20 protein-coding genes and 2 pseudogenes are annotated in these 21,900 nt (G+C 58.6%); 7 read left to right on the forward strand and 15 right to left on the reverse strand.

Features of this window, described 5'->3' with window-relative positions; all coding sequences use genetic code 11:
- Positions 1 to 66 precede the first annotated feature (66 nt).
- Positions 67 to 2,082 (forward strand): bifunctional DedA family/phosphatase PAP2 family protein, encoded by a 2,016-nt coding sequence (locus tag AC0L7P_RS19135; RefSeq protein ID WP_473435741.1) that lies wholly within the window; start codon positions 67 to 69, stop codon positions 2,080 to 2,082.
- Between the two features lie 91 nt (positions 2,083 to 2,173).
- On the opposite strand, the pseudogene AC0L7P_RS19140 reads toward AC0L7P_RS19135, so the two are convergent.
- Positions 2,174 to 2,874: pseudogene (locus AC0L7P_RS19140) on the reverse strand (RES family NAD+ phosphorylase).
- Positions 2,871 to 3,258 (reverse strand): annotated as a pseudogene (locus AC0L7P_RS19145) (antitoxin Xre-like helix-turn-helix domain-containing protein). Before AC0L7P_RS19145 ends, AC0L7P_RS19140 begins: the two co-directional pseudogenes overlap by 4 nt.
- Positions 3,259 to 3,443: 185 nt before the next feature.
- Here AC0L7P_RS19145 and AC0L7P_RS19150 point away from each other — a divergent pair.
- Positions 3,444 to 4,136, forward strand: coding sequence for a GntR family transcriptional regulator (locus AC0L7P_RS19150; protein ID WP_473435742.1), 693 nt, complete (start codon positions 3,444 to 3,446; stop codon positions 4,134 to 4,136).
- A gap of 1 nt (position 4,137) precedes the next feature.
- On the opposite strand, the gene AC0L7P_RS19155 is transcribed toward AC0L7P_RS19150, so the two are convergent.
- The 7 genes from AC0L7P_RS19155 to AC0L7P_RS19185 are packed head-to-tail and all read right to left on the reverse strand — an operon-like array spanning position 4,138 to position 9,965.
- Positions 4,138 to 5,004 carry a dioxygenase family protein gene (locus tag AC0L7P_RS19155; protein WP_473435743.1) on the reverse strand — a complete coding sequence of 289 codons (867 nt, stop codon included), beginning with the start codon at positions 5,002 to 5,004 and terminating at the stop codon, positions 4,138 to 4,140.
- Positions 5,005 to 5,013: 9 nt separating this feature from the next.
- A complete protein-coding gene (locus AC0L7P_RS19160; protein WP_473435744.1) occupies positions 5,014 to 6,321 on the reverse strand; it encodes a TRAP transporter large permease in 1,308 nt (435 codons plus the stop codon).
- Positions 6,318 to 6,848 carry a TRAP transporter small permease subunit gene (locus AC0L7P_RS19165; RefSeq protein ID WP_473435745.1) on the reverse strand — a complete coding sequence of 177 codons (531 nt, stop codon included), beginning with the start codon at positions 6,846 to 6,848 and terminating at the stop codon, positions 6,318 to 6,320. Before AC0L7P_RS19165 ends, AC0L7P_RS19160 begins: the two co-directional genes overlap by 4 nt.
- A complete protein-coding gene (locus AC0L7P_RS19170) occupies positions 6,848 to 7,930 on the reverse strand; it encodes a C4-dicarboxylate TRAP transporter substrate-binding protein (protein ID WP_473435746.1) in 1,083 nt (360 codons plus the stop codon). Before AC0L7P_RS19170 ends, AC0L7P_RS19165 begins: the two co-directional genes overlap by 1 nt.
- 32 nt (positions 7,931 to 7,962) lie before the next feature.
- Positions 7,963 to 8,418, reverse strand: a complete 456-nt coding sequence (locus AC0L7P_RS19175) for an OsmC family protein (protein WP_473435747.1) — start codon at positions 8,416 to 8,418, stop codon at positions 7,963 to 7,965.
- A 6-nt stretch (positions 8,419 to 8,424) separates the two neighbouring features.
- A complete protein-coding gene (locus tag AC0L7P_RS19180; RefSeq protein WP_473435748.1) occupies positions 8,425 to 9,084 on the reverse strand; it encodes a malonic semialdehyde reductase in 660 nt (219 codons plus the stop codon).
- Positions 9,081 to 9,965, reverse strand: a complete 885-nt coding sequence (locus AC0L7P_RS19185) for a fumarylacetoacetate hydrolase family protein (protein WP_473435749.1) — start codon at positions 9,963 to 9,965, stop codon at positions 9,081 to 9,083. The genes AC0L7P_RS19180 and AC0L7P_RS19185 overlap by 4 nt, the downstream gene beginning before the upstream one ends.
- A gap of 92 nt (positions 9,966 to 10,057) precedes the next feature.
- On the opposite strand from AC0L7P_RS19185, the gene AC0L7P_RS19190 reads away from it, so the two are divergent.
- Both AC0L7P_RS19190 and AC0L7P_RS19195 read left to right on the forward strand, forming a co-directional pair.
- Positions 10,058 to 10,444, forward strand: coding sequence for a YciI family protein (locus AC0L7P_RS19190; protein WP_473435750.1), 387 nt, complete (start codon positions 10,058 to 10,060; stop codon positions 10,442 to 10,444).
- A 19-nt stretch (positions 10,445 to 10,463) separates the two neighbouring features.
- Positions 10,464 to 11,741, forward strand: coding sequence for a malonyl-CoA decarboxylase (locus tag AC0L7P_RS19195; protein WP_473435751.1), 1,278 nt, complete (start codon positions 10,464 to 10,466; stop codon positions 11,739 to 11,741).
- Between the two features lie 65 nt (positions 11,742 to 11,806).
- On the opposite strand, the gene AC0L7P_RS19200 is transcribed toward AC0L7P_RS19195, so the two are convergent.
- The 6 genes from AC0L7P_RS19200 to AC0L7P_RS19225 all read right to left on the reverse strand — a co-directional run bounded on the left by AC0L7P_RS19200 (position 11,807) and on the right by AC0L7P_RS19225 (position 18,590).
- On the reverse strand, positions 11,807 to 12,508 hold the full coding sequence (locus AC0L7P_RS19200; RefSeq protein WP_473435752.1) for a FadR/GntR family transcriptional regulator: 702 nt from the start codon (positions 12,506 to 12,508) through the stop codon (positions 11,807 to 11,809).
- Positions 12,509 to 12,645: 137 nt separating this feature from the next.
- On the reverse strand, positions 12,646 to 14,172 hold the full coding sequence (locus tag AC0L7P_RS19205) for a tripartite tricarboxylate transporter permease (protein ID WP_473435753.1): 1,527 nt from the start codon (positions 14,170 to 14,172) through the stop codon (positions 12,646 to 12,648).
- Between the two features lie 3 nt (positions 14,173 to 14,175).
- Positions 14,176 to 14,625, reverse strand: coding sequence for a tripartite tricarboxylate transporter TctB family protein (locus AC0L7P_RS19210; RefSeq protein WP_473435754.1), 450 nt, complete (start codon positions 14,623 to 14,625; stop codon positions 14,176 to 14,178).
- Positions 14,626 to 14,751: 126 nt separating this feature from the next.
- Positions 14,752 to 15,717: a Bug family tripartite tricarboxylate transporter substrate binding protein gene (locus tag AC0L7P_RS19215; RefSeq protein ID WP_473435755.1), complete on the reverse strand. Its 966-nt coding sequence runs from the start codon at positions 15,715 to 15,717 to the stop codon at positions 14,752 to 14,754.
- Between the two features lie 625 nt (positions 15,718 to 16,342).
- Positions 16,343 to 17,863, reverse strand: a complete 1,521-nt coding sequence (locus AC0L7P_RS19220; RefSeq protein WP_473435756.1) for an aldehyde dehydrogenase (NADP(+)) — start codon at positions 17,861 to 17,863, stop codon at positions 16,343 to 16,345.
- A 1-nt stretch (position 17,864) separates the two neighbouring features.
- Positions 17,865 to 18,590 carry a ribonuclease activity regulator RraA gene (locus AC0L7P_RS19225; RefSeq protein WP_473435757.1) on the reverse strand — a complete coding sequence of 242 codons (726 nt, stop codon included), beginning with the start codon at positions 18,588 to 18,590 and terminating at the stop codon, positions 17,865 to 17,867.
- 592 nt (positions 18,591 to 19,182) lie between these two features.
- On the opposite strand from AC0L7P_RS19225, the gene AC0L7P_RS19230 reads away from it, so the two are divergent.
- From AC0L7P_RS19230 to AC0L7P_RS19240, 3 genes are read left to right on the forward strand one after another with little or no spacing between them, the layout of a single operon-like run.
- Positions 19,183 to 19,929: an ABC transporter ATP-binding protein gene (locus AC0L7P_RS19230; RefSeq protein WP_473435758.1), complete on the forward strand. Its 747-nt coding sequence runs from the start codon at positions 19,183 to 19,185 to the stop codon at positions 19,927 to 19,929.
- Positions 19,926 to 20,645 (forward strand): ABC transporter ATP-binding protein, encoded by a 720-nt coding sequence (locus AC0L7P_RS19235; protein ID WP_473435759.1) that lies wholly within the window; start codon positions 19,926 to 19,928, stop codon positions 20,643 to 20,645. The genes AC0L7P_RS19230 and AC0L7P_RS19235 overlap by 4 nt, the downstream gene beginning before the upstream one ends.
- Positions 20,646 to 20,693: 48 nt before the next feature.
- Complete coding sequence (locus AC0L7P_RS19240; protein ID WP_473435760.1) at positions 20,694 to 21,890, forward strand: ABC transporter substrate-binding protein; 1,197 nt, start codon at positions 20,694 to 20,696, stop codon at positions 21,888 to 21,890.
- Positions 21,891 to 21,900 lie beyond the last annotated feature (10 nt).

Here is a 21,900-nt window from a genome sequence, read left to right on the forward strand (position 1 = left end):
CATCCGCCATCAGCAAAACACCAAAGATGCCTTGCCAATCTGCGCCCGTGAACGAAAGATCACTTTGTGCCACATTCACTCGATCAACTTCTGCCCTCGCTGCAATCTCTTGGTATCTGGATTTATTGGATACTGGCGTTGTTCGCCCTGTTCGAGGCAGTCATATTCACCGGCGTGATCGTGCCCGGCGCTGTTGCGGTGATTGCGGGGGGCATTCTGGTGCAACGGGGCGCCATTGATTTCTTTGACCTGGCGTGGTTCGTCGCCATCGGTTCGGTGATCGGCAGCGAGATCAGCTTTCGCCTCGGCTCGGTGGCCGCCAAGGGGTTGCACCGCCGCCGGCACTTTTCGGCCTCAACCCACACGCAGCAGGCGCAGCACCTGCTTTTGCGCTATGGCGGGTTTGCCATGGTTGTCGGGCGGTTCTTTGGCCCCCTTGCAGCTTTTGTGCCGTTTTCGGCAGCCATGAGCGGGATGGAGCGCCGGCGCTTTACGATCTGGAACTGCGTCAGCGCGGCGCCTTATTCACTTGCCTTGCCCGCGATCGGGTATTTCTGCGGAAGCGCCATCGGAACGATGGGCGCCGCCGCACCCCGTATCATCGCCGTTGGGGCCGCTGCGATTGTGATGCTGGCAATCCTGTGGGTTCTGTTTGGCCGGCTCAGGCGCGCCTTGCCCTTGCTGACCGAGATTCTGCATTCGGTCCTGACAGGCCTTGCGGCCACGCCGTTCATCCGCCGCCAGCAGCGCAACCATCCCCGCCTGGCAGGGTTCATCGGCGCGCGGTTCGACACGACCCGGTTTATGGGTCTGACCGCGACGGCGCTTGGGGTGCTGTTCGTCTATGTGTTGGTGGCCTATCTGGATTCCGTCTTTGATTTCGTTGGCGACGCCAGTGTCGTCGGCGGTGACCAGCGGCTTGCCAGTCTGCTGTTTGCCATTCGCGATGACCGGCTGATCAGGGGGTTTGGCTGGATCACGGCCTTTGGCGGATGGAAAGTGGTTATTGTCATGTTGGCCGGCACCTCGCTTGCGCTGTTGGTCATGGGGCGTCGGTGGCTGTTGGCGGGGCTGTGGATCTCGGTGATCGGGAACCAGCTTTCGGTCGCTCTGTTAAAAAGCTTCTTTGACCGGCCACGCTCGGTGCTTGGGTATTTCGCTGAAAGCACGGGCAGTTTTCCCAGTGGCCATGCGGCCTCTTCGGTGGCGATCTGGGGGATGATGTTTTATGTTCTGTGGCGGGCGCGCCTGCTGCCTGCCGGGGTGGCGGGGCTGGCCGGGATAACCGTTGCATTCGTGATTGGCCTTAGCCGGATCTATCTGATCGAACATTATCTGTCGGACGTTCTGAACGGCTATCTTATTGGCGGGCTGTGGTTGATTGTTGGCGTCGCATTCTGTGAACGGCACCGCAACCGGATGGCGCCGGCGCCCATGCCCACGCTGCGCGGGGTGGTGTTTGCGGGGTGCAGTCTGGCGGGTGCCATCGCGGTTTCGGTCGTTCTGGCATCCACCCTTGCTTCTCCGCTCAATGACCGTGCCCCCCAAACGCGGGACATGGCAATCGCCGATCTTTCGGACTTGCCCTTTGTTGATCAATTCCCCCGTACGACGCAGACCCTGACCGGCGATCCGCGCCAGCCGATCGACCTTGCTGTGATCACCGCCGATCCGGCGCAACTGACTGATGTTATGCGGGCCGCAGGCTGGACAATCGCGCCAACGCCGACCCCGGGCGCCCTTTCGGGTGCCGTCTGGGCCGACTGGACAGGTGGCGCGCTGCCTGATCCGCTGATCCTTCCGACGTTCTGGCGTGACCGTCCCAACGATCTGGGGTTTGCGCAATCCGGTCCGACGCCGCCGGGCACGCCTCGCATTCACGTCCGGTTCTGGCAAAGCATGTTCCGCACATCCGACGGCAGGATTATATTCGCCGGAAACGTCAGCCTGGAAGATCCCCTTGATTGGCAGGACGATGATCTGACACAATCGGATCACGCGCGGCGCAACGCTGTTCTGGCCCGGTTGCAGGCCGACCTGTCTGTCGCCGGTCTGAAGACTGTCGGCTTGTCAAAGATCTGAACCGCTTGTGCGGGCCTGTTGCCGATACAACATACCAAGGCTGCCGCTGCCCATCCGCTGTGCCTGATTGAGGTGACATCGCAATGCGCGGTCAGGCCAATGCGGTGACGGAATACTCCGGCGTTCCCTCCCAGACCATTTCCCAGGATGCGCCCGGGCGGACATTCTGGATTGCGCGCGGCTCAAAGCAAACCAGACAATTTCCACCGGGGGCGGGGGCGCGCGTGGACGGATAGATAAGCCCGCGCGAGCCTTCGCGCCGCAAATGTTGGGCAAGGCTCTGGCCCTCTGGGTATCCGATGCCGGGATCGGGATGCAGCGCGGGATGGTCCGGTTCATCGGTGATGTCATCAAAGACGCCAATGAAATCGGCCAACAATTCGACATAGCGGGCGCTGTCCGTGAATGACCCGGTAAAGCCAAGCTCGCGGGTGCGGTGCCACGCGACTTCGCTGACCGAAACCAGGACGTTCCAGGCGCAATACCATGCGCCGCGTTCGTCGGCATTAAAGCGGTTTCCGCCCGCCCGCGTATAGGTAAAGGCCGCATTGACGTGGGTATCGCCATAAATGCGCAGATCGCGGCTTCGTCGTCGCCAGGCCAGTTCCCTTGGGTCCAGATGCGGGTTTTGCCCCGCTCGGCGGACAGGCGGGCGTTGGTCAGCCCCTCGATCTGAGCAAGGATTTCGAGTTCGTCGTCAGTGTCGACAAGGCCGCGCAGGGACGGGGGCTTGTGATAGGTGGCGGGCAAAAGGCGAACAAGACCGCGATCGGAAATCTCGGTTTGTTTCATGCGCCGCCCCGCAGGGCATCAAGATATGTGCGCACAGCGAGAATTTGCGGCAGCCCCCTCGATCGCGCTGTCCAGTGGCCGGGCGCCACTGAACAGGGGGCCGGTGTTTGGCCGCGTGAACCACTCCCGGGCAAGTGGTTCGGAAAAATAGAGTTCGAGGGACTTGTAGATACCGATAACCGCGCTGAGGCGCAAAAGCTGATCCTTGGTCAATTCGCCCGCAAAATCCGGCTTTTTGGCGCGTTTCCACGTGCTTTCGGACATATCGGCAAGGCCCGCCGCCTCTTTCAGGCCAAGGGCCCAGACATCTGCAATGCGCGCATAGGCCTTGAGCGCGACGGCATTGACCCGGGCGGGTTCGCGGGATTTGGCGGCAACATGCATGGCGATCTCCTTTGCATCCAATATAGTTCATATGACCCCAAGGTAAAGACCATATGAACCTTGCGCACGCTTGCAGGCAGGTGATGGTTGCGGCCGGTTGCAGGCCACCCAAAGGCGCAGGGGTAAATCAGCGATCAGCGGTTAAATTGCTTTGCCCGGTTGAAAAAAATCGATATTGTAGACCGATGCAGTCAATTCCTAACATTGAACTCTCTGATCGTCGGCCTTCCGAGGCATCCGCGACCCATAAGACCTATCTTGCCATTCAGCACCTGATCGTAACCGGCGCGCTTAAACCCGGCGAGAAGCTAAAGATCGAAGGGCTGCGCAACCGGCTTGATATCGGTGCCTCGCCCATTCGTGAGGCGCTAAGCCTGCTGACCTCGGATAATCTGGTGGAACGGATTGATCAGCGGGGCTTTCGCGTGGCGCCCACCAGCCAGAGCAATTTTGAAGAGATCCTTGAACTGCGCTGCGATCTGGAAGAGCGGGCGCTGCGCAAAAGCATCGCCAACCGCAACGAACAATGGGAAGAATACATTGTGTTGTGCCATCATCGCATGACACGTGCCAAACAGAACGACGATCCAGCGTTCGAAACACTGCACAAGGCGTTTCACATGGCGCTTGTCAGCCAGTGCAACGCGCCGATCCTGCTTAAATTCTGCTCGCAGCTTTACGATCTGAACATTCGCTATCGCTATCTGGCGGGCAGCGCGTTGAACTATACCAAACGCGACGTGTCGTCAGAACACGAAGCGATCATGCAGGCCGCGATTTCGGGCAAGGCGAACCTTGCCACCGAACAATTGTTGACCCACTATCGCCAGACAGGTGCGTTTCTGGCCGATGCCCTTGCCGCGGCGAAACTGGGATAATTCACGCCCGAACCAGCGTCAGATCGAAATCGACCTGAAGATATGCGTCGTCAACCTGTCCCGACAATGCGAAACCTTCGGGAAACGACCCTGCCGGTTTGTGCTGATAGGACATCACCAGATCGTCGCGCACCCCAAACACCGTATCCTGATCCAGATATGGATCGTCCTCGGGGAAAACCTCTGTCACAAGCGGGCGGAATCCGTCGGCCTTGATGATGAAATGCAAATGCGATGGCCGCCAGGGATGCCGTCCTGTTGCGTTCAGAATATCACCCACCGGCCCGTCGGTGGGCACCGTGTATTCGACCGGGCGAACCGACGTAAACGCATACCGCCCATCGGCGCCGGTTGTCTGAATCCCGTGAAACGAAAACGTATCCTGATCGTCATCCTGGCTGGAATAAAGCCCGTTGGGTGCGGTTTGCCAGATATCAACGGTGGCCCCTTCGACCGGCGCGCCATCGGTATCTTTGACAATGCCCTGCGCCACCAGAACCGGACCGTCAAAGCGATCCTTGAGATCACCGCCGATTTCCAGCGGCGGCGCGCCCGAAATGTGGAACGGCCCCAGCACGCTTGAGGATGTGCCCGCGGGGTTTGAGTTGATCATATCCACCAGAGAGGACAGGCCCAGAACGTCAGAAAGCAACACGAACTCGTGCCGTTCGGCATCCGAAATCTCGCCTGCGCGTTCCAGAAATTCGACACCCATCTGCCATTCGGCGTGCGTCAGATTCACTTCGCGGGCAAAGGCATGCAGATGCGTGACCAAACCGCCAAGCACCTCGCGCAGTCTCGGGTTAACATCCTCGCCCATGTATCCCATGAACACATCGGTAATGTTGTCTTTGGTTACGTTTCTCATGGCGGTCTCCTAGTTCAGCAAGGCAAGGCTCAGGATCGGGAATTCGATCAGCAGGATCAGAACAATCAACATCACACCCGCAAAGGGCAGCGCGCCCAGAAACACATCCTTGAGCTTGATACGGTCGTCGTTCAGCGTGGCCTTGATAACGAAACAGGATATGCCCAGAGGCGGCGTCAGCAGCCCGATTTCCGCACCGACCACGGTGATGATACCGAACCAGACCAGGCTCATTCCCATCGGCTCTACCAGCGGCAGAAACAACGGCACGACGATCAGAATGATCGACGACGTGTCCAGCAATGTTCCCAGAAACAACATCAGGATCACATAGAGAACCATGATCGTCCAGAAGTTCGGCTGATTGCCCGCCAGAATATCGCTCAGTTCATTCGGCAGCCCGGCAAGGCCGAGCATCCGGCTATAGATTGACGCGGCGGTCACAAGAAACAGGATGGTGGCGGTGATGTGGCCGGTTTCCAGCAAGGCTTCCCAAAAGCCACGCAAGGTCATCTTGCGGCGCAGCAACGCCAGAACCAGACCCGCCAGCGCACCTGCGGCGCCCGCCTCGACCGGGGTAAGCCAGCCGGTATAGATGCCGCCCAGCACGATCGCGATCAGCGCCAGTGTCGGCAATGTCTTTGCCGCAATTTCCGACCACGGCAAAAGTTCGTATTCATCCGCCGGACGCCCGCCGACAAACCCCGGTGTGAACCGCCCCATGAACCAGATCGCGGCGACATAGGCCACGGCCAGCATCAGGCCCGGAATGACCCCCGCCATGAACATTTCACCAACGGATTGTTCCGCGACAAATGAATAGATGATCAACATCGCAGAGGGCGGAATGATCATGCCCAGAACGGATGACCCCGCAACAACCCCGACCGCAAAGCGCGGATTATATCCATAATGCATCATCTGCGGCACCGACACCTTGGAGAACACAGAAGCCGACGCGATGGACGATCCCGTGACCGCCGCAAAGGCCGCGTTCGCGCCCACGGTGGCCATGCCGATACCGCCCTTGACCCGGCGGAATCCGGTGCTCATCACATCATAGATGTCCGATCCCAGCCCCGCCTTGGACACGATCAACCCCATGAAGGTAAACAGCGGCACCGTGGCAAAGGTATATTCCATCACGCTATCGCCGACGGCGATGCGCAGCAGGTTCATCGCCAGATCGAAATTGTCCCGCATCAACCAGATAGAGACAAAGGACACCCCGACAAGTGCAATGGGAATATAGACCCCCACATAGATCAGCGTGACAATTGCGACGACGGAAAGCGATCCTATTTCGATGGGCGTCATGTGGGTTTGTCCGATCCGTCCTTGCTCAGAACCTTTAGCGCAAACAGGACCGCGCAGAGCGACGCGCTACACAGGATTGTCAGTTTGATCGGCCACCAGGGCGCTGTGAAAACGCCCGGTATGCCAAAGAAATCCCGGGTGTCCCACATTTCGGTGAATTCGGGGAAAATCGCGATGGCGATCAGGGTCATGATGATGGCTGATCCGATGTTGATTGTCCGGCGCATGAGGGCGGCCACGCCCGGATGTTTATCGCCGATCAGGAACAGCAACCCGTCAGAGCGGGTCAGCCTGTCAACCCGCACCACATCGGGCAGTTGCAGGAACACGATCAGCACCATGGAAAACTGCACCACCTCGACCGCGCCGTGGAATGGTGCGTTGAAAACGCCCCGCGCCACAACATCGTAGTTCACGATCACCACCAACCCCAGAACGACAAGGGTTCCGGCGATATTGGCCGCGGTGGAAATCGTGCGGGCCGCAAGTGTGAAACCTGCGACCCCGTTCTGAAACACCGATCGCATCAGTTGGTCAGACCAGCCGACCAATCACGCACACCGGTATAGCCCGCATCCCCGAGCTTGCCGAGATAGGCGGTCAGCATGCCCGACCCGTCTTCGCCTGCGGCATCCAGCCCCTGCGCCCATTCCACCGCGATATCGGGCATCTCATCGGCCCATGCCTTGCGGTCGGCGTCCGACATGTCGACAACGGTTCCGCCCGCGGCCTCATATGCGGCAAGGCTTTCGGCGGCCTTGTCCATCGCCAACCCGGCAACGTGGTCGCGATACTCTACTGCCACGTCCCGAAGCGCGGTTTTCACCTCATCGGGCAGGCCATCCCAATAATCCTTGTTCACCGTGATGGTTTTGGAATTCACTGCCCCAAGATCAGCTTTCAGCATGTAGGGCGCAACTTCGGCGATTTTGAAGGTTGCAGCGGATTCCGGCCACAGCAGTGCCTGATCGACAAGACCGGTTTGCAGCATGTTGTAAAAATCGGTCAAACCACCGCGCACCCCTGCGGCCCCTTCGATGCCTTCCAGATAGCGCAGGTTCATCCCCGCACCCGCAACCTTGGCCCCCTTGAGATCATCAAGCCCGGAAATCGGGTTTTTGCTGAACACCTGATAGGTATCAAGAACCACACCGGTCGCCAGATAGACCTGATTCTGCTTGGCAAACTCGTTCTGCATTGCCGGGAATTCCTTGGCTATCTCGTCGACAGCCTTGGCCACGGCCCGCGCATCCGCAGACACAAACGGCGTAACAGCGGCAATCGCCTGCGACGGCAGCTTGGAGGAATGAAAGATCGTGGTGACGATGCCAATGTCGCCCAGGCCCAGTTTCACACCATCCAGCACGCCCTTTGGTTTTACGATTGACCCGCCATAGCTTTCCTGCCAGTCCATCACATAATTGCCATTCGCGGCGAGCCGTTTATCGACTTCCGGAATGAAAAAGTTGGTGAACTCCTGCACCCAAAGCGCCCGCGCCGGATAACCGTCAATCACCACGGCCCTGATGGTTTCGGCAGCAAACGTTGGGATGGCTGTCAGGGTGGCCAAGGCCACGCCAAGGGTCAGTCGTCTTGTCCAATATTTCATAGTATCCTCCCGTTGGTGTTCGTTATCGTCGATCAGGCTTTCTGCCAGTTGATCGTTAGCTTCGTCCCCGCGTTTTCAAACAGTTTCGCGATTGCGCAATATTTGGCGGTTTCCTCTCCGACCCGGATCAAATCTGCCGCGCTGGCATCACTGTCCGAGGTGACGGTCAGGGTAATCGCCTCGAACGGCACCTCGACCTCTTCGGCCAAAAGTACGCCACGACGGTCAAAATCGACCACCATGTCAAAGCTCAGGTTGCCGATGTCGATGTTCAGTTTGTCGGCACATTTATGACCGATCACATTGGTACAGCCGATCAATGCGGAAAATGCTGTCTCTGTCGGGGAAAACCCTTCATTTGTGCCACCGCGCTCTGCCGGTTCGTCGATAATCTGGGTCAGATCGCGGCATGTGGATTCCGACCGCGCATGGCTGGTGCCCTTGCCGGACATCCTGACCTTGATCGTGGTTTTCTGTCGAATTGCCATGGTACCTCACATTATTTCGCAGATGTCGTCGAAATCGAAACGAGGAAGCTTTTGAAAAAGCGCCGATTCATCCGCATATCCGATGTTGCACAGGAAATTGGATTTCCAGCCATTTTCCGCAAAGAATTCCTGATCCACCGCAGCGTTCGAAAAACCCGACATCGCGCCCACATCCAACCCCATCGCACGTGCCGCGATCATCAGATAGGCGCCCTGCAAGGTTGAATTGCGATAGGCGGTGTCGTGGGCATATTCGGGGTTGCCATCAAACAGCGGTTTGCGGTCATCGTGGGGAAACAGAAAATCCAGCCGGTGCCAATATTCCGGATCCCAGGCCACGATTGCCGTCACCGGGGCGCCCATCATCTTGGGCACGTTTCGCGGCTTCATGGATTTGGCAAGCCGCGCCTTGGCACCATCACTGCGCACGAAAACAAACCGCGCCGGGCTGGTGTTCATGCTGGTTGGCCCGTTGATGGTGATTTCGTAAAGTTCATGCAGCATCGCATCCGTGACAGGGCGATCCGTCCAGGCGTAATGCGACCGTGCGTTGCGCAGGATCAGATCGATCGCGCCGTCGTCCAGTTGCCCCACGCGCGCACGCATGTGGCGCACGCTTTCCTGTGCGGCATCGCGGCGGGTGTTCTGATTTCCGTCTGCCATCATTCTGCCGCGTGCCGTCCGGCCAGATCGGCCTCGTCCACGATCGGGTTCGAACAAACGCCGATTTTCTCGATCGTGATATCCACCACCTCGCCAGGAACGAGCCAGCGGGGATTTGGCTTTTTGGCGTGGCCAACGCCGGGCGGTGTTCCCATCGCGATCATGTCGCCAGAGGCCAGAGTGGTGTATTCTGAAATGATCGCGATGGCCTTGGCAACCGACCAGATCATGTTGTCAGTGTTGGAGCTTTGCAGAATTTCGCTGCCGACACTGCTTTGGATCTTCAGCCCCCTTGCCCCTTCGGGCAAGTCTTCCGGTGTGACGACAACCGGGCCGATCGCACCTGTATTGTCAAAGTTCTTGCCCGGGGTCCATTGGTGTGTCTTGCGCTGATAGTCGCGCACCGATCCGTCATTGAAGATGGTATAACCAAACACATGGTTCAGCGCGCTATCTTCGGAAATATGCCGCCCGCCCTTGCCGATGATGACCATCAACTCGGCCTCGTAATCCAGTTTGTCGGAACAGGCAGGACGCACCAGCGGCGCCCCTGCCGCCATGACAGAATTGCGGCCACGCATGAACAACGCCGGATAATCGGGGATGTCATACCCACCTTCCTTGATATGATCGACATAGTTGAGACCAAGACAGATAATGCTGCCGGGATGCGCCAAAGGCAGTGCAGGCGTAAGGCCGGCCAAGGGAACGCCGGCCCCCAGATCCTTGGTGGCGGCAACCTGTTGCAACAGGCCGGAATCAGCGGCAAGCGCAGCCAGATCGGCGCCCACCTCGGGAAATTTTGCCGTAAGATCAAAAGCATCCTTGCCCCTGATCAGATAGACAGCCGATGCCGTTTCAGTCTTGCCTACAAGGAACCGCATGAGAATCTCCTGATTGATTTACGCAATATTTGACGATATTACTAAATCAGGTCAAATAAAATCGATATTAATTTGCAGCGGGGTGAAATCAGATGCCATCATGGAACAGCTACAAAGCCGAAGCGCAGGCCCGGGGGTCGCTTGCCTTTGAACTCTATGTCGTGATCACCACCCCCGCAGCGACACCTGATCTGATCAAGAAACACCTGCCCGGGCATCTTGACTATCAACGCGCCCTGGAACGGCAGGGGGCGCTTGCCTTTGCGGGGCCGATGTCTGACGAAACCGGCGAACAGATGCAGGGCATGGGCCTTATTATCTATCGCGCCGCCTCCTTTGCGGCCGCCCGCGCATTGGCCGAGGCCGATCCGATGCATGTTTCTGGCGCGCGGAGCTTTACCCTGCGCAAATGGATGATCAACGAGGGCAGCCTGTCCATTTCGGTTGGCCTGTCGACGCAAACCGTCGCACTTGAATAACCACATGAGGGAGCGAACCATGGTCCAGACAAGTTTTCTTGGGGACATGCTCACGTCGCTTTTCGAGCGCCGCAGTGCCGGCCCCGCCAGTGACCCGCGCCCCATTGAAAAGATGTGCCATGCCCTTTTGGCGGCCGAGGGCGAGGTGTCGGGAATACATCTGGCCAAGGCGATCCTGAACCGCTACGCACAGTTCGATCAGGTCGAAAAGCTCGCCTTTTTCCGGTTTCTCAACGACACGCTGGAACTTGACGCAGACAGGCTGCGCGATTTGGCGCAGATCTATCTCGATCAAGGGTCCGTGGCCGATTATCAGGCTCTCACACTCGCCGCCGAACCGCGCCGCCAGGAATTGTTCCGGCGGCTGAACCAGTCAACCGGCGCCACGGCCCGGCTTGTGGCGATGCGTGCCGATCTTCTTGGCCTGCTCAAAGATCACCCCGAACTGAGGCGCACCGACCTTGATTTCATCCATTTGCTGCGCAGTTGGTTCAACCGCGGCTTTCTGGTGCTGCGCCAGATATCATGGGAAACCCCGGCCAGCATCCTTGAAAAGATTGTCGAATACGAAGCGGTTCATGCGATAAACGACTGGGATGACCTGCGCCGCAGGCTTTATCCATCTGACCGGCGGTGCTTTGCATATTTCCACCCCACGATGCCGGATGAGCCGCTGATCTTTGTCCAGATCGCGCTGACAAAGTCCGTGCCGTCGTCGATCCAGCATGTTCTGGCAGAAAACCGGACACCGCATCAAGCGACAGATACGAATGTCGCGGTGTTCTACTCCATTTCGAACTGCCAGGGTGGGTTGCATGGCGTGTCGTTCGGCAACCTTTTGATCAAACAGGTCGTGGATGAACTGACCCAGCAATTGCCGCAACTTGATACCTTTGTCACGCTTTCGCCCGTGCCCGGCTTTAACCGCTGGCTTGAAACCCAGAATGAAACCCCCGTCGCCCGGCGCATTCTTGACGGACAGGGCACCCCAACCGAGGTGGAAGCGACAGCAGCCCATTATCTGCTGAATGAAAAACGCAGTGGCACGATGCCGCGCGACCCGGTGGCGCGCTTTCATCTCGGGAACGGGGCCGTCCTGCACGATGTCCATGCCGATGCCGATCTCACCGCGAACGGGCGCGGGCAATCAAGCGGCGTGATGGTGAATTATCTGTATGATCTGCAAAACATCGACAAGAACCACGAACAATTCGTGCTGGGAGAAACGATCCCGGCGTCAAAATCCGTAGCGTCCAAGGCAAATACCTTTGCCCAGTTGCAAAAGGCCGGCACCTGATTCCGTTCGCGCGACGGCTGGCAAGATGATCAATCACAGGACCGGCCGCGCCCTTGCCGGGTTTTCTAGGTTTCCTGCGTCCCAACAAACATCCGGTCCTTTGCCGCCGTGATATGATAGCGCATGGCGGCCTTTGCGACATTCGGTTGCCTGAGGCGGATCGCGTCCAGCACGGCGCGATGCTCTGCCAGCACCAGGTCCTGGCGCACTGTCGTATCCAAAAGCGTCAGCGACCGCGACAGTTTCACGCCAAAGGCAATCTGGTCGCCGAGGGATTCAAGAACCGACGCAAACAAAGGGTTTTTCGAAGCCCGCGCGACCGAAAGGTGAAGCATCTGATCTGCTTCGACGCCAAGCGCGTTTTGTTCATAGGTTTGCACCATCACCTGATAGGCGTGATCCATGGCGGCCAGATCTTCGTCATCCCGTCGCTGTGCCGCCCATGCCGCTGCCGCCCCTTCCACATCAATGCGGAATTCGTAACACCGCTGAACACCAGAGACCGATTCCAGCGGGACAAAGCTGATCAGTTGCCGGTCAGGACGGCGCAGGACGTAACTGCCCGACCCGCGGCGGGATTGGACGATACCGTCATCCCGCAGCCGCGAAAGGGCGGCCCGCACGATCGGGCGCGAAACGCCAAACGTCTGTGCCAGAACGTCTTCGGCGGGCAAACGACTGTGGACCGGATATTCCTCTTCGAGGATCTGTTCCAGCAGTTGATCGTAAACCTGATCCGCCAACGAGGGGCGATGCGTCTCTGACACCCTGGTCTCCTTTGTTTTCCGTCGGGTCGGAGTATACACCCGCCACGCCTGGGATGTCCCATACAAGCCGCAAACGCGGATTGAAAACGATCTGGCCGTGGCGGGATTCAACCGTGCGATCAAGGAAACGGCGTTCGCTACTTGGATTGAACCGTTTTCGGAATCTCTGCCGGTTTCCTGATAACGAGGAAGTAGATAAAAACCAACGTCAGCACGACAAAGAACAAACTGTCCGGGTTGGTAAAGAATGTCGTCGGGTCGCCATTTGACAGGGCCAGTGACCGGCGCAGGAATTCCTCCAGGTTCGGCCCCAGAATATAACCAAGCAGCATCGTGATCACCGGAAACCCGTTGCGCCGCAGATAAAAGGCCAGAACACCCATTCCCAGGGCCATGAACATCTGAAAGGTCGAATAGGTTGCAACATAGCTTCCCACGACGGCCAGCAGCGTGATGACCGCATAAAGAACATCTTTGCGGATCGACACGATCTTGATGAAATAGGGGCCAAGCAGGTACAGCGTCAGGGGTATAAGCACCACCGCGCTGAACAAGAGCGCCGCCAGCATCGGTGCGATCAATCCGGCCTGATCCGCCATCAGCTGCGGGCCGGGCTGAATTCCGTTGATAACCAGAACGCCAAGCATGATGGCCGTGATCGGATCGCCCGGAATACCGAAGGTCAGCATCGGAACCATGGCGCCACCGCAAACAGCATTGTTGGCGCTCTCGGACGCGGCAATGCCTTTCGGGTTTCCCTTGCCAAAGCTTTCCGGCTCTGACGAGGTGCGAACCGCCTCGGTATAGGCCAGCAGTGACCCCATGGAGCCACCGGCCCCCGGCAATGTGCCGACGAAATACCCGATCAGGCAGGATTTGAAATAACAGCCAAAGCCGATCTTGCGGATGTCGGAAAGCGGCGGCAGGAAATCCTTGCGCCGGATCCTGACCTTTTGGGCCGCGGCGGTTGCCGCGCTGATATCATTGGACGCGATGGCCTGCATCAGAACTTCGGCGATGGCAAAGGTTCCGATTATGACGGGCATCAGGTCAATTCCCGCCGTGAGGTTGCTATAGCCATAGGTGAACCGGGTGATCGGCTCCATCGCGTCCAGGCCAACAGTGGCCAGCATAAGCCCGATACAGGCGGCCAGCCCGGCCTGCGGGATGCGTCCGCGCTGTGCAATCACGACAACGATGATCGCAAAGGCAAGCAACGAAAACTTACCTGTCGTTTTGACCAGAAGGGAAACTTCGGCCACGAACGGGGCAACCGCAATCAAAAGCAAGGCCCCGACCGCACCGCCGAACATGGAACCGAACGCCGCATGCCCCAAGGCCAGGGCGCCTTTGCCCTGTTGCTGCATGGGATAGCCATCCAGCGCGGTCATCATCGACGATGGCGCCCCCGGAATGTTGATCGTGATTGCCGTGATGCTGCCGCCACACATGCCGGCCATGTATATGCTGGCACAGGCCATAAGCGCGGTTTCAACATTCAGCGTATAGGTCAGAGGCAGCAACAACGCCATTGCCAGCGTGGCAGTCAGCCCGGGAATGGCGGCAAAGATGGTGCCGATCACGAACCCCAGAATCACATAGGTCAGATTGAACGGATCCAGCAACAGGGTAAAGCTGTTGAGAACAAGTAAAATGAAATCCATGACTTAACCCCACAGCATCGGGAGACGGACCCCGAACAATTGCTGGAACATCACATAGGCGATCACCACAATCACCGCCGAGATGGCCGCCTTTTGCAGCAGCTTTTCAAACGACGAAAAAAGCACGATGAGCGCGAAAACGAAAAGACCCGAAGAGATGAAATATCCCACAGGCTTGAAGGCCAGGATGTAGCCGAAGATCGCGACGACAACCCAGACATAGGTGAAATTCCGCGGCTCGGTCGGCGCCGGTTCGGCGGGTTCAGCGCGCAGTTTCTGAACGATGAGAATGCAGGCAAAGACGATTGCAGCGCCGCCCACCAGAATGGGAAAGAACGAGGGGGTCAATCCGCTGTCGGATATTGGCGCACCCAAACTCAGTGCCGAAATGAAATATCCGACAGACACTGCAAGAGTGACATATAGAAACAACAATCGCCTGTTGAACAGCATCGTCTTCTCCCGGGGTGGGTGTGATGGGATCGTCAGTGCAAGACCGCTTGCGTCACCAACGGCAAGGCCGCGTATGGTGGGCATGCCCCCGATACGTGATCGGGGGCATGGGTTTGGTGTGATGGATTACAGCTTAAGCTCGTCCATCAGCGTGAACGTGTTCTTCTGAAGTTCGTCCATCCAGCCCTTGACCTTGTCAGAGCCGAGCCAATCGGGGGTCACGCCAACCTGGGTCAGCCAATCCTGGAATTCGGCACTGTCATAAGCCGCCTTGAACGCGGTTTCGAGCGTCGCGATATCCTCGGCGGGCGTGCCTTTCGGGGCCGCAAGAACGATGAAGCTGCCGGTTTGCAGATCGTAGCCCTTGGAGCTGATGGTGGGCACGTCTGGATAAGTCTTGTTCTGCACAGAGGTCAGTTCAACCACGCCTTTGGCGTCGCCCGACGAAATGATGCCGCTGAAATCACCCAGGCTGGAAATCGCTGCATCCAGTTCGCCCGACAACAGGGCTTCTGCCTCGGCGCTCGATGAACCGGCATAGGTGATCACGTTGAAATCGACATCCAGCAGCTTTTCAAGCTGGCTGACCGACAGATACGGGCCCGACCCTTTCGGAGCAACGCCGATGCGCACCTTGCCGGGATTCGCCTTGGCCGCTTCAACCAGTTCCTCAAAGCTGTTGATGCCGGAATGCTTGGAAACGACGATCGCATCGGCTTCGCTGGTGATGCGGGCGATCGGGGTCATGTTGTCCAGCGAATATCCCGGCACCATCTGGCCACGGGGCAGGGTGATGACACTGTCATATGTCAGCACGCCAAGGGTATAGCCATCCGGGCGCGCGCTGGTCATCTGGATCAATCCCGTCGCCGTTACGGCGCCCGCGATATTTTCCACATAGATCGACTTGGGCAGATCCTGCTCGGCGATATTGCTGATCTTGCGCGAAATGGCATCCGCACCGCCACCAGCAGGCCACGGAACGATCAGGCGAATGTCCCGGGTCGGGAAATCCGCTGCGGCAACCGAGGTGCCAACGATACAGGCACCAAGTGCCAGCACGATTTTACTTTTCAGGCTTTTGGAAAACATAGACCTGTTCCTCCTTCGTGGGTGTCGTCATCCAGACAAGTCTGGAAAGATGAATGAACCAGTTAACCCGGCGCAACGGGACGCTCCGCCAGAGCGGTTTCAAGTTTGTCTTCTAGAGGGAACGCAAAGCCTGGATGTGTTTCCGGGCCTTACCTGGGCGCTTTGGAAAAGACAGGGTGAACAGGCGACCAAGAGGGCGCCATCGCCGCGTCAAAACATTGCACCCCTCAAAACGCGGCAAACCTGCGCCTTGAGTGCGACTGATAACATCCTCCCATATATTACCGAGCCGTCGCCCCCGAAACCGTCAACGCAGCAGGCGGGACGTTCAGGAGACATGAATCACACTACAGCGTTAATTTTTACAAATCAACGAAAAAATGTTACTAATATTGGCAACAATGCCAAATTATCACCCGCAACCTGTCATTTCACACCAAAATCATCGGGCAAGGCTCTCATATTTGCACTAATCAGGGTCGACTTGGTATAATCTGTAATATTTTCAACAATGTCAGCCGTCAGAGTCGTTCCCAACGGGTTTTGCGACAGGTTGTACCCACAAAAAACCCGCCACCGCGACAAGGCACGGTGGCGGGTCATCAGGTGCCGACCTGGCGACAGGTCAGACGTTCACAAGATCGGCCGGAAGAAGCCCTTCGGGAAGGTTCTGGTAACACACGGGCCGCAGGAAGCGGCGGATGGAAAGTGTGCCGACAGAGGTGGCGCCAAAGTTGGTGCTGGCCGGGTAGGGGCCGCCATGAACCATGGAATCGCAAACCTCGACGCCTGTTGGAAACCCATTGGCCAGGACGCGACCGGCCATACGTTCCAGCACCGGCAGCAACTCCCGTGCGAGGCCGAGATCGCCGTCATCCATCTGTAACGTGGCGGTCAACTGCCCGGCAAAGCTTTCGGCGATTTCCTTCATCTGCGCGGCGTCCTTTACACGGATCACCAACCCGAGCGGGCCGAACACTTCTTCGGCCAATTCGCCGTTGGCCAACCAGTCGCTGGCCGGGACTTCGAACAGATAGGGTGTGGCATTGCGACCCTCACACGATGTGGTCAAAAGAGATTTGACGCCCGCGCCTTCGGCAACCCGGCGGGCGCCATCGCGATAGGCGTCGGCCATGCCATCGGTCAGCATGGTTTGCCCGGCAACGGCGCCAAGGCCCTTTGTCGCCGAGGCTACGAACGCATCCGCATCCGGCCCGTCAATCACGATTGCAATGCCCGGGTTGGTGCAAAACTGCCCCGCGCCCATTGTCAGGCTTGCGGCCCAACCCGCCCCGAGATCTGCGCCACGGGCGGCGGTGGCCTGGGGCAGAACGAACATGGGATTGACGCTGCCAAGCTCCCCGAAGAACGGGATCGGTTCAGGGCGCGATGCGCAAAGATCATAAAGCGCACGCCCGCCGCCCAGGCTCCCGGTGAAACCGACGGCCTTGATCCGTGGATCTGTCACAAGCGCCTCGCCCACGGCACGGTTGCCGCCTTGCACAAGGCTGAAGATTCCCGCGTCCATGCCAAGCTTTGCAAGGGCCGCAACGATCGCGTCACCGACAATTTCGCCCGTACCCGGATGCGCACTGTGCCCTTTGACAACAACCGGACACCCCGCCGCCAGCGCCGCGGCGGTATCGCCACCGGCCACCGAAAAGGCCAGCGGAAAATTGGAGGCGCCGAACACGGCCACCGGGCCGACCGGGCGCTGCATCATCCGCAGATCGGGGCGGGGCAGGGGGTGACGATCGGGCAGTGCCGCGTCATGGCGACAATCAAGGTAGTCCCCGGCGCGAATATGAGATGCGAAAAGACGCAACTGCCCCGTGGTCCGGCCCCGTTCGCCTTGCAGGCGGGCATTGGGCAGACCGGTTTCCGCAGTTCCGATTTCCGTGATCGCGTCGCCACGGGCGTCGATTTCTTCGGCAATGGTATCCAGAAGCTGTGCCCGCTGTTCGCGGGTCGTGGCGGCAAACCCCGCAAAGGCTGCATGGGCCGCCGCACAGGCCTGATCCACCAGCTCAGGAGAGCCGAGCGAGAATTCAAAGGCCTCGCCCGTCGCCGGGGCAGAGGCGAACCGCCCGTCAGAGCCAACCTTTTTGCCAGCAATCAAGTGTTTTCCGTGGGGGGTAAAAGTCATGCTATCGTCCTGTCCGTTCGCGCCACGCGCTGTATTTCACCAGGTTTTCATCGTCCGTTGCCGGATAGAGACCGATAATCCCGGCCCCCTCGTTCACTTGCTCCAGCACGAAATCCTCATAGGATTCCATATCCGTGCATTCCTCGGCGATTTCGTCCGCCAGGTGCGCGGGGATCACCATCACGCCATCGCCGTCGCCCAGCATGACATCGCCCGGAAAGACCGGCGCATCACCACAGGAAATCGGCACGTTGATATCGATCGCCTCGTGCAGCGTAAGGTTGGTTGGCGCCGAAGGGCAGCCAAAATAGGCGGGCATATCAAGGGCGCCAATCCCCACCGCGTCGCGCACACCGCCATCGGAAACGACGCCCGCAGCACCGCGTTGCGCAAGACGGGTGATCAGAATCGACCCGGCTGTGGCGGCGCGGCTGTCTTTGCGGGCATCCATAACCAGCACATGGCCCTCGGGACAGGTTTCGATCGCCACCCGTTGTTTGTGGTCGCGGTCGCGGAAAACGGTGATCGGGTTCCGATCCTCGCGCGCGGGAATATAGCGCAGGGTAAAGGCCTGACCGACCATCGTTACCGGCTTGCGCTCCATCGGGGCGACGCCTTGCACGAACTGGTTGCGCAGGCCGCGCTTGAACAGGGCGGTCGCGACCGAAGCCGTGGAAACCTTTTTTAATTTTTCACGCGTTTCGTTGGACAAGATGTAATCGCTCATGGTTTTTTCCTATCGTCCGGCTTGTGCAGCCATGGTTGTTGTAAATCCGGCGCGCGCCCTGACGCGACAGAACCGTCAGGGCGGGTCATCCTAACAGCGTATCTTGTTGCCTTCAGCGGCGAGGGCCAATTCAATCTCCAGAAGGCTCAACACGGTCACCCCGTCCAATTTTCTGCTTTCTGCCAACGCTTTGGGGTTCAATAGACTGGATAGCGAAAGATGTCAATATTTGTAATATACAATGTCAAAACAGGCCGAGATTTCGTGTAATATATCGAAATGAAGTATGAACACTTTACAGATTTCGCCATTCTCACCCCAGCTGCATGGCAGCATGGCCAACAAATGTCGCCGCCCCTGCAAAATGTGTCGCGGTGACCCAAGGGAAGCGTTGCCTGAATTGCCCTGCCTTGTCACTCTGGTCTGCGGACCGGGACTTTTGTGGGGGGCGAAACATTCGGAATGAACGCATTGACCGTTGCGCAAACTTATTACAGTCTCTCGATTGAGAACCTCAAAGACTCGGGATGCATGATTAAGGATTACCAGTGTTGCACGATAGCGGCCGTTCCGGCCCGGTGGCAGGTCTGACATGACGCTTGCCCTGGAAGCCCGTGGATTGACGAAGGAATTCAAAGGTTTTGTTGCCGTCAACAATGTCGACCTGAAGGTCCGCAAAGGGGCCATCCATGCCCTGATCGGCCCGAACGGCGCGGGCAAGACCACCTGTTTCAACCTTCTGACGAAATTCCTTCAACCCACCCGTGGCACCATCCTTTACGAGGGGCGCGATATCACCTCTCTGGCCCCGGCCGAGATTGCGCGCCTGGGCCTTGTGCGGTCGTTCCAGATCTCGGCGGTGTTTCCTGATCTCAGCGTGTTACAGAACGTGCGCGTCGCGTTACAGCGCAAGCGTGGCGAAAGCTATGATTTCTGGCGTTCGGAAAAAACCCTCACCCGCTTTGACGACGCCGCCCGCGCCCATATCGAGGAAGTGGGACTGAGCGAATTCGTCAATCACCGGGCGGGGGATCTGTCTTATGGGCGCAAACGGGCGCTGGAAATTGCCACCACGCTGGCGCTGGAACCTGACATGCTGTTGCTCGATGAACCGATGGCGGGCATGGCGCAGGCCGATGTGGAACGGATTTCGGCCCTGATCCGGCGCGTGGCCAAGGGGCGGACGATCCTGATGGTGGAACATAACCTGTCGGTCGTGGCCGATCTGTCGGACTGGATCACCGTTCTGGCCCGTGGCGAAATTCTGGCCGAAGGCGATTACGAAACGGTCAGCAAATCGCCCGCCGTGATCGAGGCCTATATCGGGGCAGAAGCATGAGCGACACTTCGGGCAAGGATGCGCTGCTGCGCGTCGAGGGATTGCAGGGCTGGTATGGCGAAAGCCACGTTTTGCACGGTGTCGATTTCCATGTGAACCCCGGCGAGGTCGTGACCCTGCTGGGGCGCAACGGCGCGGGCAAGACATCGACTCTGCTGGGCATCATGGGCATCCTGCCCCGGCGCGAAGGGTCGGTGCGTTTTGCCGGCACCGAAACAATTCACATGCAGCCGCGCCAGATTGCCCATCTGGGCATTGCCATCTGCCCCGAAGAACGGGGCATTTTTTCGTCGCTGAACGTCGAGGAAAACCTGATGCTGCCGCCGCGCATCGCCGATGGCGGGCTAAGCGTCGAGCGGATCTATGATCTGTTCCCCAATCTGCTGGAACGGCGCCGCAGTCAGGGCACCAAACTGTCGGGCGGCGAACAACAGATGCTGGCCATTGCGCGCATCCTGCGCACGGGCGCCAAGCTGCTGTTGCTGGATGAACCGACCGAAGGACTGGCCCCGGTTATCGTTCAGCATATTGGCCGCACCATCGCCGCGCTGAAAAAAGAAGGCTTTACCATCGTGCTCGTGGAACAGAATTTCCGTTTTGCCGCCTCGGTGGCCGACCGCCATTATGTCGTCGATCAGGGCAGGGTGATCGACATGATCCCCAACGCCGACCTGGACGCGAACATGGACAAGCTGCACGCCTATCTGGGCGTCTGATCCACAAGAACCGGCGTGACATCACGCCAAAACAAGGGAGAGAACGACATGATCAAATCACTGGCCTATGGAACGGCGCTTGGCGCGCTGTTTGCCGGCGCGGCGATGGCGGACATCGACGTTAAACTGGGCGTGCTGAACGACCGTTCGGGCGTTTATGCCGACCTGTCGGGCGAAGGATCCGTCGTCGCCGCACGCATGGCGGTTGAAGATTTCAAAGCCGCCGACAAAGGCATGAACGTCGAAATCATCTCGGCCGATCACCAGAACAAGCCCGACATCGGGTCGAACATCGCGCGTCAGTGGTACGATCAGGACGGTGTGAACGCCATTCTTGACGTGCCAACATCCTCGGTCGCGCTGGCGGTGTCCGACATCACCGCCGAAAAGAACGGCGTGATGATCAACTCGGGCGCCGGGTCCACCGCGCTGACCCGCGAACAATGCCACCCGACAACGGTTCACTGGACCTATGACACCGCGGCTCTTGCCAATGGCACGGGCGGGGCGATGACCAATGCGGGCGGCAAAAAATGGTTCTTCCTGACCGCCGACTATGCCTTTGGCCACTCGCTTGAGGAAAACACCTCGGCCGTGGTCGAGGCCAACGGCGGCGAAGTGGTCGGCGCGGTCAACGTACCGTTCCCGGCGCAGGATTTCTCGTCGTTCCTGCTGCAGGCGCAAGGGTCGGGCGCCGATGTTATCGGTCTGGCCAACGCCGGCGGCGATACGGTGAACGCGATCAAGCAGGCGGCGGAATTCGGCATCACCCAGGCCGGGCAGAAACTGGCCGCGCTGCTGTTCTTTGTGACCGATGTTCATGCGCTGGGGGCACAGACGGCACAGGGCCTGTCCCTGACCGAAGCCTTTTATTGGGATCAGAACGATGCGACCCGCGCATGGTCAAAGCGGTTCTTTGACACCCACGGCGCCCAGCCGACGATGGTACAGGCCGGGGTTTATTCCGGCACGATGGCCTATCTTGCTGCGGTCGAGGCTCTGGGCAGCGCCGATGACGGCAAGGCTGTGGTCGCCAAGATGAAGTCGATGGATATCGACGATCCGCTCTTTGGCAAGGTCACGGTGCGCGGCGACGGGCGGGCGATCCACGATATGTATCTGTTCCAGGTCAAAACACCGGACGAATCCAGTGGCGAATGGGATCTTTACAATCAGATTTCGGCGATCAACGGCGATGACGCCTTCCTGCCCATGCTGGACGAATGCGACTTTACAAAAATGTAAGCCGCTAACA

It is taken from the genome of Oceaniglobus sp. K40-3, from assembly GCF_055808395.1.